Annotated in this window: 16 protein-coding genes; 11 read left to right on the top strand and 5 right to left on the bottom strand. The window is 45.6% G+C overall.

Features of this window, described 5'->3' with window-relative positions; genetic code table 11:
• Positions 1-47 precede the first annotated feature (47 nt).
• Positions 48-1250 carry a type IX secretion system outer membrane channel protein PorV gene (gene porV, locus Q0110_RS04880; protein ID WP_297903421.1) on the top strand — a complete coding sequence of 401 codons (1203 nt, stop codon included), beginning with the start codon at positions 48-50 and terminating at the stop codon, positions 1248-1250.
• 6 nt (positions 1251-1256) lie between these two features.
• Positions 1257-1742: a 2-C-methyl-D-erythritol 2,4-cyclodiphosphate synthase gene (gene ispF, locus Q0110_RS04875; RefSeq protein WP_297903418.1), complete on the top strand. Its 486-nt coding sequence runs from the start codon at positions 1257-1259 to the stop codon at positions 1740-1742.
• Here the strand turns inward: ispF and Q0110_RS04870 are convergent.
• The 3 genes from Q0110_RS04870 to Q0110_RS04860 all read right to left on the bottom strand — a co-directional run bounded on the left by Q0110_RS04870 (position 1711) and on the right by Q0110_RS04860 (position 5659).
• Positions 1711-4020 (bottom strand): ATP-binding protein, encoded by a 2310-nt coding sequence (locus Q0110_RS04870; RefSeq protein WP_297903415.1) that lies wholly within the window; start codon positions 4018-4020, stop codon positions 1711-1713. The genes ispF and Q0110_RS04870 overlap by 32 nt on opposite strands.
• A gap of 266 nt (positions 4021-4286) precedes the next feature.
• Positions 4287-5417 (bottom strand): 6-bladed beta-propeller, encoded by a 1131-nt coding sequence (locus Q0110_RS04865; protein WP_366139647.1) that lies wholly within the window; start codon positions 5415-5417, stop codon positions 4287-4289.
• Positions 5418-5422: 5 nt separating this feature from the next.
• On the bottom strand, positions 5423-5659 hold the full coding sequence (locus tag Q0110_RS04860) for a hypothetical protein (RefSeq protein ID WP_297903409.1): 237 nt from the start codon (positions 5657-5659) through the stop codon (positions 5423-5425).
• 166 nt (positions 5660-5825) lie between these two features.
• Between Q0110_RS04860 and Q0110_RS04855 the strand changes: the two genes are divergently transcribed.
• The 5 genes from Q0110_RS04855 to Q0110_RS04835 all read left to right on the top strand — a co-directional run bounded on the left by Q0110_RS04855 (position 5826) and on the right by Q0110_RS04835 (position 11126).
• Complete coding sequence (locus tag Q0110_RS04855) at positions 5826-6170, top strand: translation initiation factor (protein WP_297903406.1); 345 nt, start codon at positions 5826-5828, stop codon at positions 6168-6170.
• 12 nt (positions 6171-6182) lie between these two features.
• On the top strand, positions 6183-9350 hold the full coding sequence (locus tag Q0110_RS04850; RefSeq protein ID WP_297903403.1) for a UvrD-helicase domain-containing protein: 3168 nt from the start codon (positions 6183-6185) through the stop codon (positions 9348-9350).
• 72 nt (positions 9351-9422) lie between these two features.
• Positions 9423-10085 carry a phosphatidylserine decarboxylase family protein gene (locus Q0110_RS04845; RefSeq protein ID WP_297903401.1) on the top strand — a complete coding sequence of 221 codons (663 nt, stop codon included), beginning with the start codon at positions 9423-9425 and terminating at the stop codon, positions 10083-10085.
• Positions 10082-10783 carry a CDP-alcohol phosphatidyltransferase family protein gene (locus Q0110_RS04840; protein ID WP_297903399.1) on the top strand — a complete coding sequence of 234 codons (702 nt, stop codon included), beginning with the start codon at positions 10082-10084 and terminating at the stop codon, positions 10781-10783. The genes Q0110_RS04845 and Q0110_RS04840 overlap by 4 nt, the downstream gene beginning before the upstream one ends.
• Before the next feature lie 64 nt (positions 10784-10847).
• Positions 10848-11126 carry a DUF4834 family protein gene (locus Q0110_RS04835; RefSeq protein WP_297903397.1) on the top strand — a complete coding sequence of 93 codons (279 nt, stop codon included), beginning with the start codon at positions 10848-10850 and terminating at the stop codon, positions 11124-11126.
• Positions 11127-11129: 3 nt separating this feature from the next.
• Here Q0110_RS04835 and Q0110_RS04830 read toward each other — a convergent pair whose 3' ends face one another.
• Positions 11130-11570 (bottom strand): nucleoside deaminase, encoded by a 441-nt coding sequence (locus Q0110_RS04830; protein WP_297903394.1) that lies wholly within the window; start codon positions 11568-11570, stop codon positions 11130-11132.
• Positions 11567-11794 (bottom strand): hypothetical protein, encoded by a 228-nt coding sequence (locus tag Q0110_RS04825; RefSeq protein ID WP_297903391.1) that lies wholly within the window; start codon positions 11792-11794, stop codon positions 11567-11569. Before Q0110_RS04825 ends, Q0110_RS04830 begins: the two co-directional genes overlap by 4 nt.
• A 216-nt stretch (positions 11795-12010) precedes the next feature.
• Between Q0110_RS04825 and Q0110_RS04820 the strand changes: the two genes are divergently transcribed.
• The 4 genes from Q0110_RS04820 to Q0110_RS04805 all read left to right on the top strand — a co-directional run bounded on the left by Q0110_RS04820 (position 12011) and on the right by Q0110_RS04805 (position 17133).
• Positions 12011-12376, top strand: coding sequence for a YraN family protein (locus Q0110_RS04820; RefSeq protein ID WP_297903389.1), 366 nt, complete (start codon positions 12011-12013; stop codon positions 12374-12376).
• Positions 12377-12403: 27 nt separating this feature from the next.
• Positions 12404-12763 carry an MmcQ/YjbR family DNA-binding protein gene (locus Q0110_RS04815; protein ID WP_297903386.1) on the top strand — a complete coding sequence of 120 codons (360 nt, stop codon included), beginning with the start codon at positions 12404-12406 and terminating at the stop codon, positions 12761-12763.
• The gene (locus Q0110_RS04810) at positions 12750-13502 is read left to right on the top strand and encodes a biotin--[acetyl-CoA-carboxylase] ligase (RefSeq protein ID WP_297903384.1); all 753 of its coding nucleotides are present in this window, start codon (positions 12750-12752) and stop codon (positions 13500-13502) included. Before Q0110_RS04815 ends, Q0110_RS04810 begins: the two co-directional genes overlap by 14 nt.
• A 340-nt stretch (positions 13503-13842) precedes the next feature.
• Positions 13843-17133, top strand: a complete 3291-nt coding sequence (locus Q0110_RS04805) for a DUF6383 domain-containing protein (protein WP_297903381.1) — start codon at positions 13843-13845, stop codon at positions 17131-17133.
• Positions 17134-17503: the final 370 nt, after the last annotated feature.

Here is a 17503-nt window from a genome sequence, read left to right as displayed (position 1 = left end):
CCCTAGTAGGAATGGTAAATAATAAACGTATTTTTAGAATATAATATATGATAAGAATTTCAAGACTCAGTCTGTTACTGGCGGTTTGCAGCTTCTTGACGGCGTTCACGGCTTTGTATGCTCAAGGAGGCGCGGACGATGTTAAACATAAATTCGCCCCGATCAATACGGCGATACCCTCTTTGTCTATCGCGCCCGACGCTCGCGGAGGCGCTATGGGTGATAATGGCGTGTCTACTACGCCGGATGTGAATTCCCAATATTGGAATCCGGCTAAATATGCTTTTAGCTATAGTAAGGCCGGGGTCGCTTTATCCTATACGCCTTGGTTACGTAAGTTGGTAAATGACGTGGCCTTGGCTTATCTGGCCGGTTATTATAAACTGGGCGATAGCGATTTGCAGGCGATCGGAGCTTCCTTGCGTTATTTCTCGTTGGGAGAAGTGGTGGAAAGCCGGGAGCAGGGATTAGGTAATCAGCTTATATTGAATCCTTATGAGATGGCTCTCGACGTGAGCTATAGCCGTAAGTTGTCGGATGTGTTCTCTATGGCGGTCGCCTTGCGTTATATCCGTTCGGATATGGGGGCCTCGTCGGACGCGGAAATGGTTCCGGACAACGCTTTTGCCGCGGATATCGCCGGTTATCTGGAGAAATACGTGATCTTGGGTAATAGCGAGTGCTTGTGGAGTTTTGGTTTTAACGTCTCCAACATCGGAACGAAGGTCTCTTACGATGGAGGAAATACGAACCAGTTCTTGCCTACGACGTTGAAGATCGGAACCGGATTGCTGTATCCGCTCGATGATTATAACCAGATTGGTATCTATGTGGATTTGAGTAAATATTTGGTTCCTACGGCTCCGATCCAGGAGGGTACGACCACGGAGGATGAGGCCGCTTATAAAGAAAAATATGAGGAGTACAATAATATGTCTCCGATCACGGGTATCTTCAAGTCGTTTGGAGATTCGCCGAATGGTTTTAAGGGCGAGCTGGAGGAGATTATGGCGTCGATCGGCCTTGAGTATAATTACAATCAGCAATTCTTCGTGCGCGGCGGTTATTACTATGAGAATAAATACCAGGGAAACCGTCAGTATTTCTCGGTCGGAGCAGGTTTCCGCATGAGTGTTTTCCAGTTGGATGCCGCTTATCTGATCAGTACGGTACAAAGTAACCCGTTGGACCAGACGTTGCGCTTCTCCTTGTCGTTCGATATGGATGGAATCAAGAATCTTTTCAGATAAACAGGTATGAAGATACGAGTTGGCTTTGGTTACGATGTCCATGCTTTGGTGCCGGGCCGCGACTTATGGCTGGGCGGGATTAAGATTGAGCATACGTTGGGCCTGTTGGGGCATAGCGACGCGGACGTGTTGATCCACGCGATCTGCGACGCTTTGTTAGGAGCGGCCAATATGCGGGATATAGGTTATCATTTCCCGGATACGGCCGGGGAGTATAAAAATATCGACAGTAAGATATTACTCCGCGATACCATGAAACTTTTAAGAGACGCGGGGTATGAGTTGGGTAATATCGACGCTACCGTAGCCGCCGAGCGTCCGAAGTTGAATCCCCACATCCCCGCTATGAAGAAAGTGTTGGCCGAGGTTATGGGAGTGGATGAGGAAGATATCTCCATCAAGGCTACGACCACGGAGAAACTGGGCTTTACCGGACGGCAAGAGGGGATTAGCGCTTACGCTACGGTCTTGATACAACGCAGGGGATCGTGAACCAGAAGGTGCTCCCTTTTCCTTCCTCCGATTCTACGCCGATCTTCCCGTGAAGATTCTCTACGATCGTTTGGCAGATAGACAGCCCGAGCCCGGTTCCTTGGATAAAGGAGTCGAATTTGGCGAAACGTTCGAATACGTGTGGGAGGTTCTTCCTCTCGATGCCTTTGCCGGAATCTTTCACGTAAAAGTATAATCCGTCTTCCGTCTCTTTATATCCTAGGTGGATAGAACCTTGGAACGTGAATTTGCAGGCGTTTGTCAGGAAATTGGTGATCACTTGGGTCAGGCGGTTCTTCTCGGAATAGATAACGTAATCTTGTTCCGGTATCTCGCAATAAAGGGTGACACCGTCTTTCACCCGGCTTTGGAAAGTCTGGTATAAGTTCCGGAATAACGCGGATACGTTGAACTCCGAGTAGATGAAATCCATTTGCCCGGCCTCGATTTTCGATAGGTCGAGGATATCGTTCACGAGTTGGAGGAGAAGCTCGTTGTTCGTCTCGATGATCTCGCAGAATCTTTTCGTCTCCTCTGTGGCATTTGTCTGGGCGATCAGGTTGGAGAATCCTACGATCGCATTCAGCGGGGTACGTATCTCATGGCTCATGTTCGCTAGGAAGGCTGATTTCAGCCGGTTGGCTTCCTCTACCTTCGCCTTGTCTCTGAGCTCCTGTTCCATTAATTTGCGTTGGTTGATCATGGCGGTTCCCCCGATCAGGTAGATCGGTTTGCCGGAAGAGGTGCTTTTACCGATGATGGCGAAAATCTCTATCCAGATGTAATTTTGGCCCGTATCGTCTAAGTAACGGATTTCCTCGTCGACCGGTTGGCCCTCGCCGGAGGCTAGCGCTTTCAGTTTATCGCGAAGGCGGTCTAGGTCTTCCGGGTATACGCCGCTGTAGAACTCCTCGGACGACATCCTGAAAATCCCGTTTATACCCCTGTCGCGGGCAGATCTTTGGGCGAGATAGATATTGTTGCACTCGATGATACCGGTCTTTATGTCCCATGTCCATGTCATCATGTTGCTGGCTTTCAAGATCAGTTGGTATTTCTGGTTGAGATCCTGTGCTTGGCGTGCGGTTTGCAGCTCTTGGTCCTTGGCCTTTTGTTTCTGGATAAAGAGGTGTATCCGTAAGATTCCTACCGTTATCGACAACGCCAAGATAACGAGTAGGCTTATGATATGGATCTTGTATTTCCGGAAGAAGCCGGGAGGCTCTTGGAAATAGGTTGCTTTGGGGGGATATAATCCGGGATCGATTTGGTGAAGCAGGAGGTGTTGGTAGTTTAGGTAGGTCTTGGGGGTTCCCGGGGTTAGGGAAAGGATTTTCTTTCTGTCTTTTCCCGAGAGGATCGTTTCGATCATGCGGACAGTCTCCCTTGCGTAATCTTCGGGGGAGATGTAATAGCCCCCGGCGAAGTTTCCGTTTCCGGTCTGTACGTCTTGCAGGGTGAAAACAGGGGGGACGGAGAAGCTGTTGATCATTTTCTGGACATTATCCACCAAGTAACGATTTTCCTTGTCTTCCCGGGTCCTGTACCATGAGTAATAAAGGACTCCGGTCTTATTGTCGAATGAGGCTAGTTTATCTAATAGATTCTCCGTGGAAATGGAGGTCGTAGACAGTGGCTCGAACTGGATATCCGGGAAGTCTTTCCGTAAGATCTCCTCTACGTCTTCCTTTGTTTGTTGGCTGATGTAGCGGCGATCGAAGATGAAGGCTAGCTTGTTTAATCCCGGTTGTAGCTTTTGCATTAGCTCGATTGTTTGCTTGATGTAAACCGGGTATTTTATAAAGGAGGTGTTATAGTCTTTTACGACTTCGGTGGTGGGGCTTAGCGTCTCGAGTACATTTGTATTTAGGTCTATTAGGCATTCTTCTCTCAGGTACATATTATCCCTGGCGTAGCAGATGATGGAGGGTACGTCTTTCCATTCCTTGTCAAACAACGGGCGGGCGATGAGCCAGGAGGGATCTCCTATGCATACGACTAATGTGGGTTGCCCGGATACTCTTTCTAGGATCATTTTCCTTTTCTCTTGAAGGTCTTCCGCCGTGCGGATACTGGGGACTTGTAAGGAAATCCCTTCTACGGCAAACCCTTTCGCCCCGAATTTACTTTCTATATCAAGATAGGTCTGCTTGGTCCAGCTTTCCTCGAAGTTGATGGAGTGCAGTACGACTATCGACGGTTTCTCGCCGGAGCCTTGAGCATTCATGTTCAAGTGGATCGTTAGTATGCAGAAAAAGAAAAAAATGATATTTCTCATGGCCGATAATTCTAAGCGCTAACAGATTTAAAAATGAATGATCAAGAAATTTGTGATCTCCCAAATGTAAGGAGTTAGCGCTTACGATACAAATTTAAGGCTGGAATAACGCGGTATGACGTACTAGAAACTACTTTTGTCTTTCTTTCTCGTATTCGAAATTGTCTATATACATATCCTTTGGGGACTTTTTTAGGTGATTCACACATCGTACGCAAATTATACCAGCTAGTATCCCCAAAAGGAAAATGTAAATTAGATTCTCGTTAATCTTCATTCTTGAAAACATATTTAATTAAGATTGGATTCTCTTCTTCCGAAAGCGATTGGATGATCCTTCGCTGCTCTTCATTCCGTAGCTTTTCGGGGAATATGTCATCTAAAGGAAGCCCTCCCTCGGGGGTACAAAGGATAAAGTCCTCTCCGAAGTAGATCGGATACAGTTGCAAACCCTCTTTGGTTCGCTCGAATTGGAGCAAGTCGTGTTCTTTCCGGTCATAGAATAGCTGGATATACTTGTTTTTACGGACAACCATAGCGTATAGGTATCTGCTATTTTGCCCATGAGACTCTATCACATAATTTACACTCTTAGAGGAATAGGCATCCTTTGCGTATTGGATTTTTTCTTGTTGGTTCCTGCCGGAAGGAAACTCCAATTTCTCGATGTCGTTATTTAAATTACCAAAATCCCAGTGATAAAGCTCTGTCAAGGTAGCTTTTGAGAGTGAGTAAATCGTGTTAGTCAAAGATCTGCAAAGAGAGTGTGGGAATGGAAATACGTCTTTGCAAAATATATCTTTTTTCTCTTCATGGAAATACTCATCGATTATTTTATCCTTTGATAAGGAATAGAACTTCAGCCGATTGTCATAATCATAGGTAAAGAAAGCGATTGTATCCTTGTTTTGGAACTGTAGAGAACTATAGGCCCCCGCGATATCGGGAAGTCTCTTCTTCTCAATGAATTTGCCCTCTAGATCATAGAAAAAGAGTGCGTTGCTGACGGCGCAGAGCACTACAAGATTCCTGTGGGCCGTATCAATTGCGAAATCAGACAGATTTAGGTACTGCCCCGGACCGTCTCCTTTTTCGTTAAGTGCGAATTGGAAACGTCCCTCCCTGTCGAAAACAAAGATTTGGGATCTTCGATAATCATGGATATAATATCGGCTTTCAAAAAACTTGATCTGGGTTATATCACGGATCAGCGATTTTGGTGTTGTCTCCAGTGGGATGACTTGGATATCGGAGAATAGATCTTTTGTGGAGACCTCGTCCCGCTCTTCTAGATCTACGGCAATGATATTTGATTCCATATTTCTCTTTTCCTTTGATTCAGAACAAGAGAATAAGAGAAATATGGAAATCGCTAGGTAATAGATCGTGTCTCTCATGATTTTCAGTCTGGTATACAGTGATCTTTTTGATATCCGGAAAACCTGCAATGGATGTAGATGATAGAACCTATTCTATCCAATTCCCAACAAGCTCCCTCATATCTACCACAAGTTATACCCGGGCCTCCTCCGTCATCAGGACATGCGCTATCGTCACTGTTTTCAGCTAAAACATCAGTGTTTAGAGCGAAAAAAATTAAACCGATTAGTGCTGTAAACTTTAAAACTTTTTTCTTCATAACTTTATTGGATTTAAGTGATACAAATTATTAATTGTAAATATATATAATTGAGTTAGGATTGGATGATTTTTAATGAGATTTTTTAGAAAGAGAGAGAAGAAAATTTCCATTTGCCCATCCCAAGATAAATCTGTAGTTTTGGCTCTCAAAAAAAAAGAGTGATATGAAGACGAACGACTGGAAAGACCGATTGGGCGTGATGTATTCCACCAATCCCGATTTTAAATACGATACCGGCGATACGGAAGAGGAACAAACCTTGCCGAAAGAGAAACAAGCCTTGCGCATATCCTTGGATAAGCGGAACCGGGGCGGTAAGATGGTTACCTTGATTACCGGCTTCCGGGGTACGGAGGAGGACTTGACCGCCTTGGGAAAACTCCTGAAGGTGAAATGTGGCGTAGGCGGCTCCGCTAAGGACGGGGAGATCATCATCCAAGGAGACCTGCGTACCAAAGTATTGGAGATCCTCCGGAAAGAGGGCTACTCGAAAAGCCGTACGATCTAATCCCCGCTCGTTATGCTGACCATCTATAGAGCTTCCGCCGGGGCGGGCAAGACGCATAAACTGACAGGCGAGTATCTCACGCTACTCTTCTCCCAGCCGGGTGCTTTTCGCCGGATCTTGGCCGTGACGTTTACGAATAAGGCGACGGATGAGATGAAGAACCGTATCGTCCAGGAACTTTATCACCTAGCTTCCGGCCGGAAATCCGATTATATCCAGCTACTTTCTTCCACTTATTCCTTGACGGAACGGCAAGTGAGAGAACAGGCGAAAAAGATATTGATCGCGATCCTGCATGATTACTCTGCCTTTAATATCAGTACGATCGACCGCTTTTTCCAACAAACGATGCGTGCCTTTACCCGCGAGATCGGCTTGCAAGGAGGCTATGGCATTGAGATGGATCAAGAACTGGTCTTGACCGAGGCGATCGATAACCTGCTGGCCGATCTGGAGAAGCCGGAGAGCAAGGATTTACTGGGATGGCTGCTGCGTTTCGCCGAGGATAAGATCGAGGATGGGGGCGGCTGGAACTTACGGCAAGATATAATGTCGCTCAGCCGGGAGGTCTTTAAGGAGAGTTATAAGGCATTTAGCGAGGAGGTGGGAAAGGATATAGAGGATCGGCAAGCGCTTGATTCCTATAAGAATGAGTTATACGCCATTATCCGTTCCGTGGAGGCGGAGGCTAAGCGTTTGGGAGAAGAAGGAATGGCGTTGCTAAAACAGTTTGCGTTACAGCCCTCGGATTTTAAGGGGGGAAGCCGTTCCCCGTTTTTTTATCTCGAGAAATTGGCAAGAGGCGAGATGAAGGAGCCGACAGCTACCTTCCAAGCCTTGGCAGATAATCCGGATGCTTATACGACCAAGACGACTCCTCCGGGACTCCGGCAGATCATCGGATGTGTATATGAGGAAGGCTTGAATGCCTGTGTGAAGAATATCGTATCTCTCTTTGCCAACCTGACAGCCTATAACACGGCCCGGGAGATCGTGCGCTATTATTATACGCTGGGGATATTGACCGATATTTCCCGGCAAATCGCCTCTTACCGGGAGGAAAAGAATGTCATGCTGATCGCCGATACGACCGAATTGCTGAATAAGGTTATCGGCGGTAGCGACGCTCCTTTTATCTACGAGAAGACGGGTACGCATGTGGATCATTATATGATTGATGAGTTTCAGGATACCAGCGGTATGCAATGGAATAATTTCAGGCCTCTGGTGGAAGAGAGCTTGGCGCATGACCGGGCGAATCTGATCGTCGGCGACGTGAAACAGAGTATTTACCGTTTCCGGAACTCGGATTGGAAGCTATTGGACGAGCAGGTCCGTAAGGATTTCGCCGCGGAGCAAGTTCGCGAGGATACTCTAAAGGACAATTGGCGGAGTTGCCGGTATATCGTTGAGTTTAATAATGCGTTTTTCACTGCCGCTCCGAAGATCCTGCAAAATCTCTATAATGAGGCATTGGCCTCTTCCTCATTGAGCGAGGAGGAGCGTGCCTCCTTTTGCTCGAAAATCACGACCGCCTACGATAAGAGTTCTCAACGTGTTCCTCCCCCTTTCCAGAAAAAGGAGGGGCATGTGCGGATCGACTTCTTATCTGGCGATGAGGATAAAGACTGGAAACAAGAGGCGATGGAGCGATTGCCGGCTACCTTGGAGCGTTTGCAAGACAACGGTTATGCCCTGAAAGATATCGCCATACTGGTGCGTACCAATCAGGAGGGGGCTTTAGTGGCTGATACGTTGCTGGCCTATAAGGAGGAGCATCCGTCCGTCCGGTATAATTACGATATCATCTCGGACGACGCTCTGTTCGTGGGGAGTTCCCCGGCGGTTCGTTTCCTGATCGCCGTATTACGCTATTTGCGGAATCCGGATGATCGAACGAACAAGAAGTTGGCCGTATATGCCTACCAGGTGTTGACCGGAAAATTTGGAGAGGATGAGGCCGACGAATCCCTTTTCCAAGATTTTCTGTCTATCTCCCGGCAATCCTTGTATGAGGTGGCCGAGGAACTTTTCCGTGCCTTTTCCGCTTGTATCCCGGCAACGGAACAAGTGTTCGTGCAAGCCTTCTTGGATATGGTCTCCGAGTATGCCCAAAAAGAGAGCGCGGATTTGAACCGCTTCCTGAAATGGTGGGACGAGGCCGGCTACCGTAAGACGATCGCTACCCCGGACGGACAGAACGCTATCCGTATCTTGACCGTACATAAGTCCAAGGGCTTGGGCTTTAAGGTTGTTATTATTCCTTTCGGGGATTGGGAGATCGATCATAAGCCGACAAAACCCGTTATCCTTTGGTGTCATCCGGAGAGGAAACCATTCGACCGCCTGCGTTTAGTCCCTGTCCGCTACGGGCAGATCCTGAGTAATACGATCTTTGCCCGGGATTATTTCAAGGAATGTTTGCATGCCTTTATCGATAACTTGAATACCCTATACGTCGCTTTTACCCGCTCGAAAGAAGAGTTGATCGTTTTCTCCCCCCGTCCGAGGAAAATCAATAAGGAAGGTAAGGTAGAGAAGATAACTTCCATCGCCGATCTATTGTGGGCGGGAGTGGATACCGAGATAGAAGATGATACCTTCGAGAGGGGGGAATGGTGGTATCCGGCCTCGGGTGGAACGCCGGAGAAGACCGTGGAGGAAATCCCTATGAGCCGTTTGTGCTCTGTCTCCCCGGACGACCGTCTGCAACTGCGTTTGCATGGAAAAGGTTTCTTTTTCGATAATGCCAAGCGGAAGCACGGTACATTGATGCACGAGGTATTGAGCCGTATCCGTACATCGAAAGATATCCCGGTCTCGGTGGAAAGCTACCGCCTGTCCGGAGTGATCAACCGGGAGGAAGCGGAGGAATTGACCGATCGTTTGAAGGGGTTATTGCAAGCGGAAGAGGTAAAGGCTTGGTATGATGGTTCTGCTCGGGTCTTGAACGAGGTGGACATCCTGTTTGGGAAAGGCCTGTCTAAGCGTCCGGACCGGGTGATGATAAAAGATAAGGAGGCGATTGTCGTGGATTATAAATTTGGCGAGCGGCAAGACAAGCGCCATCTGAACCAGGTAAGGAATTACTTGCGATTAATCCGTAAAATGGGTTTCGAGCGGGTAGATGGATACCTTTGGTACGTGGAGTTAGGCAAAATAGAAGCAGTGAATAAGTGATATATTTTTGATATTCGGTAAAAATGAATATTTTTGCAGATTCTTAGTATAAAACGATACAGTCAGAGAATAATGAAAGTACATAAAGAAGGAACTGGTTTACTGCTTACGTTGTTCACGATATTATTTATCGTGAATATAACCTTATATCATACGGTAAGTAAGGGTATACTGTTTTATTCTGTCGCTTTTGTTTCTACCGTATTGTTCTTATTGGTATTAAACTTCTTCCGCAGCCCTTTCCGCCGGTTCCCTTATGATTCGGAAGGATTGGTGATTGCGCCTGCCGACGGTACGATCGTCGCTATCGAGGAGGTGATGGAGAACGAGATCCTTCATAAGAAGTGCTTACAGATATCTATCTTTATGTCTATCTTCAACGTACATGCCAATTGGTTTCCCGTGAACGGCACCGTAAAGCACGTATCCCATCAAAACGGGCGCTTTATGGCGGCCTACCTGCCAAAGAGCAGTACGGAGAACGAGCGCTCGGCGGTAGTGATCACGACAAGAAACGGGGTAGACGTCTTGGCCCGTCAGATCGCCGGGGCGATGGCCCGCCGTATCGTTACGTATGCCAAGCCGGGTGAGAAGTGCCATGTAGATGAGCAGATGGGATTTATTAAGTTCGGCTCCCGCGTGGATGTCTATCTGCCGGTAGGGACGGAGGTATTGATAGAGATGGATCAAAAAGTAACAGGTAATCAAACGCCTATAGCCCGTTTGTTGAAATGAGTATAAGAAAACATATCCCCAATACGATTACGTGTCTGAGTCTTATATCCGGTTGTGTTGCCAGCGTGATGGCGTTGCACGGAGATCTTTTATCCGCGCTGATCTGGATTATTATAGCGGCGGTCTTCGATTTCTGCGACGGTTTTGCCGCCCGTTTGCTGAAAGCTTACTCGCCGATGGGTAAGGAATTGGATTCCTTGTCGGATATGGTGAGCTTCGGCTTCGCTCCGGGTATGGTGGTCTATTGGTTGCTGGGAGAGGCCGCTACGGCCTTACCTTTTGGCTCCTTGAACGCGTATATCCCTTATCTGGCGTTCGTGATCCCTACGTTTTCAGGCTTGCGTTTGGCCAAGTTCAATATCGATGAACGGCAGACTACCTCGTTTATCGGCTTGCCGGTTCCGGCGCACGCTTTGTTTTGGGCTTCTGCCGGGTATTCGGTTTTACCGGTGGTCCATGCGAATGAGGGGGTGTTCGTGCTGCTGACGGTTGTTTTGGCGTTCGTTACTTCCTTCTTGCTGGTATCCGAGATCCCTATGTTTTCGCTGAAAGTGAAATCTTTGGCGTGGAAGGGGAATGAGCTTCGCTATATATTGATCGTTTGCTCCTTTATTTTCGTGGCATTATGGGGGTTCTTGGGAATCTCCGGTATCATCCTGTTGTATATAGTCTTGTCTATTTTTAACAAAAAGGGATAAACAAGAATTCTTATCTTTGTGTTTGTGATAGTATGATAGTAAAGAACCATTTAAGTATCGGATTATGTTTAAATTCTTGTTTGTAATATTCTTCTTCTTTATCCTGTTGGTGTTTCTGATGGGGTTCTCCATCTTGCGTACCTTTAAGAATCTCTTTTTCGGTAGCGGAAACAGCACTCCCAAAGGAGAGCGGCATCGTCAAACAAATAGCAATACTTCCGGACATCGTTCTGCCTCTGCCACCGTCCGAGACGATGACGATAATCGTACCTCTTATGTTCACCGTAAGAAGATATTCGCCAAGGATGAAGGGGAATATGTGGATTATGAGGAGGTTAAATAAGGCTTAGCGCCGTTGCTTGAAGAAGCGTTGCATTTCTTCTGCGCATTCTTTTTCCAGGATTCCTTTTTTGATAACCGCTTTCGGATGGAAAGCTCGCGGGGCGAATCTAGAGAAGCCTCTTTTATCGTCGGACGCTCCGTATACGATGGTACTTAGTTGTGCCCATCCGATGGCTCCGGCGCACATCACGCAGGGTTCTACGGTTACGTACAGGCTGCAATTTGTCAGGTATTTCGCTCCTAAAGCTCCGGTTGCCGCTGTGATCACCAGCATCTCGGCATGGGCGGTTACGTCGTTCAGGCGTTCGGTTTGGTTATGGGCCCTCGCGATGATCTGGTTGTCGCAAACGATGACGGCACCTACGGGAACCTCTCCCTCCGCGGCTGCCGCACGAGCCTCTGCCAAGGCTTGTCTCATGAAATATTCGTCGTTGAAAGGATTCATCTTCTCATCTCGTTTTCGTTAAAAAGAGTCGGATAATCCTCTTCCAGCGTCTTGAGGATATGAGAAAGGATTGTCTCCCGGTACCAACGGGATTTGTTCTCGATCTTGTATTTAGACAGATAACGCCTCACCGCCTTATGCTCTTCGTCGTTCAGCATGAAGGTCACTTTGTGTACCCTGGGATGGTTGGGTTGCGCTGTTGAATATTTACGTTCCTGCCTCATAAACGCGAATGTACTTATTTTTTCTTTAGAATGTATACAAAAGAATATAGCATGTGTTTTACATGTCACCGCGACGGCTTTGCGGCGTTGCTGCACGGACATTGCGGTATCTCTGCACGGGTGTTGCGGTAGTATTGCATGGCGGGTTGCGGCGCGGAGAACGGAAAGGTTTTGAAATAAAGAATAATAGTTCGTATCTTTGCCTAAAACGAACCTATGGCAGAGCGAAATGACACCGGGAAAGAAGGCGAGGCGATTGCCCGGAAATATCTTACGGATCGGGAATACGAGATCCTTCATTCCAATTGGCACTGGCATCATTATGAGCTGGATATCGTGGCGGTGAAGGAAGGCGAGTTGGTCGTAGTGGAGGTGAAGACGAGAGCGGAGGATTTTCTCGTGGACCCGGAAGTGGCGATAGACCGGGGAAAGATCCGGCGAATCGTGTCGGCGGCCGATGCTTATGTACGTTTTTTCAATATAGATCTTCCGGTTCGTTTCGATGTCATGATTTTGATCGGGCGGCAAGGCAACTACCGTGTCGAGCATATCGAGGATGCCTTTTATGCCCCCTGCCATTGAGTGTTTGTCCTATAAAGTACGAAGGATATGAATATAGAAGAAGTTCGTGAATACTGCCTTTCCTTGAAGAATACCATCGAGTGTTTTCCGTTCGATGAGGTGAACCTTGTATTTAAGGTTGAAAACAAGATGTTCTTGCTGCTTCCGCTGGATGCGGAAGAACCTTATGTGGCGGTGAAATGCAGCACGGATTATGTAGACGAGCTGCGAGATCGCTATGCGGCGGTAGAGCCGGCCTTCCATTTTAACAAGAAGTATTGGAACGGCATTTATCTGGAAAGAGATATGGAAGATGATGAGATCAAACGGTGGATTTATCACTCGTATCGGGAGGTCATCGCTAAGTTGCCTAAGAAAATAAGGGAGGAGTATAATGATGAGCATTGAGGATGAGTCGCCTCGTATATTGCGTGTAGCGGAAACTACCTCTACGAATAGTTTGCTGCGAGAGCTGATCGAGAAAGAGGCGTTGCCGGAGGGAAGTGTTGTTGTCGCTGATTTCCAGACTGCCGGACGCGGGCAGGTAGGGAATGTGTGGGAGTCGGAGGCGGGAAAGAACTTGATGTTTAGCACGGTCTTGTATCCTACTTGTATCCCTGCGAACCTCCAATTCTTGATTTCTCAAATAGCGGCCTTGAGCGTGAAAGAGACCTTAGACCTGTATACGGATCATGTCTCGGTGAAATGGCCGAATGATATTTACCGGGAAGAGAAGAAGATTTGCGGGATGTTGATCGAGAATGACCTTTCCGGACGTAATCTGTATTGCTCTATCATAGGGATCGGTATTAACCTGAATCAAAGGGTATTCCGGGGGGATGCCCCGAATCCGGTTTCTTTGTTCCAGATAATCGGTAAGGAAGTAGATCGGAAAGAGGTTTTGGATCATTTTCTCTCTATATTCTATCGTTATTATTTATCTCTTCTGCGGGAGGAATATGAGGATATTCGTGCCCGTTATCGAGCCGCGTTGTATAGAAAGGAGGGCTATCATGCCTATAGGGATGGGGCAGGAGAATTTGAGGCCCGTATCCACGACATCGAACCTACCGGGCATCTTTTGCTGGCGTTGAAAGACGGAAGTATTCGCCGCTATGCGTTTAAAGAAGTTTCTTATTGTAAGTGATGTTTTTGCGGGGAAAGATATTTATATATTAAAGTACGTGTACATTATATATAAATATCTTTTTATTCGTGGGATCGGTAGGGAGATATATCTGTTTTGTGGTGAGAGGGAAAGGGTTTGTCTTTGTAATCGGTGGTTTTGTAATGAATAGCCTATTTGATTGATAAGAAAGCCGATATGATAAGAAAAAAATGATAAAGAAGGGTTGCGCGAATCAAAGAAACGCGTACCTTTGCAAATGATGAATAAAGTCGATCGCCATTTGTTATGGATTATTAGAGGGAGCGATCGTTGTTAAAGAGCTTATTACACTTTAGTATTAATATTAAATTATTTAATTATGAACAAAAAGTTTTCTACTCTTTTGGCTGGTGCTGCGCTTTTAAGTGCAATGTCAGCTAATGCAGCCGGAATTAAACTGACAGAAGGCGAGAATAGCGGCCTTTATCAGCTTAAGGCTGGTTCGAGTTATTTAAGCATTACAGAGACATCCACAGGTGTTGATGAAATTAAGATGGTTTCTCATAATTCTGCGAATTTGGGTGGTACGATGTGGTGTGTAAAGGTAGACTCGGAGAACCAAGGACAGAATCCTAAGTATGACTTCACGAACAAAATCGGAAAATTCCTAGGTCTTGACATTAACACGATCGCCGGAAAAGCAGCCGCTGAATTAGAGGTTAAGGATGCAAAGGTTGGTGGTGATCTTTCTGGTTGGAAGTTCTCTCCTGTATTTAAGAACGGTGTTGAGAAATCAGTTCTTTATTCTTATTTTACTACTGACTCTGTAATCGGATTACAGGTTGATGGAGCTGGCGACGTTAAAATGATTAAGGTTGAGGCTACTGACGCTAAAATCGCTAGTGCAAACTTTACTGAGTTTGAGTTGGTAGAGGCTAATCCTATCGTTATTGCCGGTGCTGATGAGTTGAACTCTATTTTCGGTACTCAAGACAAGAAAGCTGGTATCGCTTTGAAATTCACTCCGGGCGTAATTGGTGATGGCGCTGTGAATCCGTTCGTAGAGAAGAAATTCACGGTTGAGGCTTCTGGAACTACTAATTATTTCCATGTATTGAGATCAGATTCTTCTTATTTGTATGTAGATACAGCTTATACGAATGCTGTGGGTGGAGCTAAATTCTTGGCTTACAACTGGAGCAATTTGAAAGATACTTATAAGACTGGTTCTAAGACTTATGCTACAGCGAAAGATTCTATCAATAGCTTGGCATTGAAGGATCAATATAAGTTCAAATTTACTTATCATCCTTCAAATGATAGCTTGGAGATCCAAGTTAAGAGTGTAACATTGAAAGAAGATGCTTCTGGTAATGAGGTTAAATACTGGAATGACGCTAACGCTGTTACAAAAACGGATATGCACATATCTTTGCAAGAGTTGCTTAAGGATAAAGTTCGTATCTTGACAGTAGACAAAGATCAGAATACTAAGATCGAGTTAGGTTTCGCAGGTTGCAAGGCTATGCCTACAAATAAGACAACTGTTGCTGACGGTGTTTATTTGATCAGGAACGCTAAGACTGGTAAGTATTTGGCATCTCCTATCCATAATAATGGTGCAAATACTGAATGGGTAACTTTGGATTTGCAGGATGCTACTCACATGCCGGCTTATCAATGGGTTGTATTGAAGAAAAATTTGACAGATAAGAACAATATCTCTCCGATTGAGGCAACTAACCGTGAGTTCGCAACTCTTAATATCGCCTCTTTGCAATTGAATAAGTTGCCGGGTGCTTCTTATATGTATGCTAGCGCAGCTGCTTCTTTGATTACTACAAGCGATTCTTTGGAATTCATTCCTGTTGCTAAGGAGATTTATACAAACAAATACGTTGGTTATAAACACTTGACGAACGAGGAGTTGATCACGAACAAATATACTTTCAACTACTGGCATCCATATGCATCTGATAAGTTTATCGGTGTTAAGGACTCTACGATGAATGTATTAGAGGGCAAGAAAGCATTTACTTTGAAGTCTTCTTATAAAGAACATGCTTATGGTTATGCACCGAGTGAGGAAGTTGCAGGTAATCCTGACAAGAAGATCACAGGTCGTATCCCTGGTTTGGTACAACCGGTAAGAACAATGTATATCATCACTGATGGTGATAAGACATTCCGTAACCATACTAGAGCTGTTGAGGATAAGTATATCTTAAGCAAGCATTATCCGAATACTCAAGCAGACTCTGTATACTTCAAGGAAAACAATCATATCGAAGGTACTCACTACTATGCGATTGTTGAGGCTAGTGCTACAGGTTTGATTACTGCTGGTGCTGAAAAGGCTGGTGTATCCGACTATGACGCTACCGCTTCTTTGAAGGCTCAGGTATTAAGCGAGACTCGTACTTCTGCGTTCGCTATCGCTCCGGATGAGACTCCGTTGTATCGTCAGTTCAACAATGCTCTTCTTGGTGAGAACGTTGATAACTCTGCTGATAGCTTGATGTTCAAGGAAACTATCCGTAATGAATACTTGATGGATGAGCATAATGGTAACTTGCTGAACAATTCAGTTGATTACGCTGGTATCTGGAGCGAAGGTAAGGCTGATGGTAAATTGGCATTCCGTCTTGATACTGCATGGTTAACTCGCGGCGCAGGTAAGGTTAAACCTCAATACTTGGTTTCTGCTCATCGTGAGTTGATCGAGGGTGAGAAGATTATTCCTTGTACAGAGAGCGGTAAGCATATCACTGCTGATGGTCAAGTAACAGATGATCCATATCAATGTGTACACGCTGTTCACGTGAAGACTCCGGCCTTCATCTATGGTAAGTATTTGGTTAACTTCTCTGATTCCGCAGCGGCTGTCGCAGCTCGTAAGGAAGCTCTTAACCCATACTTGTTCAATACGAAAGCTGTTTCTAACAGTAGCTATACTCGCGTAGGTTTCGTTCCTGCCGTTCAATATGGTGATACTTTGATCGTCTTGACAGGTAAGTACAAAGCTATGACTGCAGAGCAATTGAAGAACGAGGGTATCGAGTCTATCATGGCTGTTTATAAGAAAGATTATCCTAAGTTTATCAATATCTTGACTGGTGACAAGCATAAGAATGTAACTTGGTCATTCCGTTATGTAAACCCGGATAAGGCTGCTCAAGCTTATGTAGATGGTGAAGAGGGTGAGAATAACTCATTCTTGATCGAGTCTAACGTATATGGAGCGAAAGACAATGCTTACCAGACAATAAATGGTGACTTGGCGAAAGCTATCGCTCCGAAAGCGGGTGCTGCTTGGTTGAAGATGCACAATGGTTGCTTGGTATTGACAGATGCTAGCTCTTCATTCGATGCTGCTAAGACTGGTGGTGACGGTGCATTGGTATTCAACGCAGGTCAAAAGACTACCGCTGATGATATGGTAACATCTACTGATAACATCGACAATGTAGAAGGTGTATCTGTAGTAACTGGTATCGGTACTGTAACTGTTCAAGGCGCAGCCGGTAAGTCAGTAGTTATCACTAACATCTTAGGTAAGGTGATCGCAGAGACAGTTATTACTTCAGACAACGCTACTATCAATGTTCCTGCTGGTATCGTAGCTGTTGCCGTTGAAGGCGAAGAGGCTGTTAAGGCAATCGTTAAATAAGTAAACAACTGATAAGATTTCCGTAAGGAAAGATACAGTTCATAAGATAAAGCCCCGTCGATGTATTTCGGCGGGGCTTTTTTGCGTTCTACTTTAGCGTTTATGCTAAAAAGTAGCCCTACGAGGACAGACAATAATTATAATACCGCTATTATTAAGTTCAAGGAACCTCTCGTTTTTAACGAAAGCGCAGTTCTCCATATCTTATAAACCGGATGATTATTTTGAGATGGTTTATGTGAGACATCACAAGAAGAACGTAAGCAAGGAAGAGAGTCTCTGTTTGTTTAAAACTTCGTTATCATTTCCAAAAAAACACCTATATACCAGCCTTATAGCCTGCTAATTAATTTATTCTGCTTATATTTGC

It is taken from the genome of uncultured Parabacteroides sp. (genome assembly GCF_947855115.1).
Taxonomy (GTDB): Bacteria; Bacteroidota; Bacteroidia; order Bacteroidales; family Tannerellaceae; genus Parabacteroides.
Note: the sequence above shows the minus strand (reverse complement) of the source record. Positions and strands in the feature narration are given on the sequence as shown.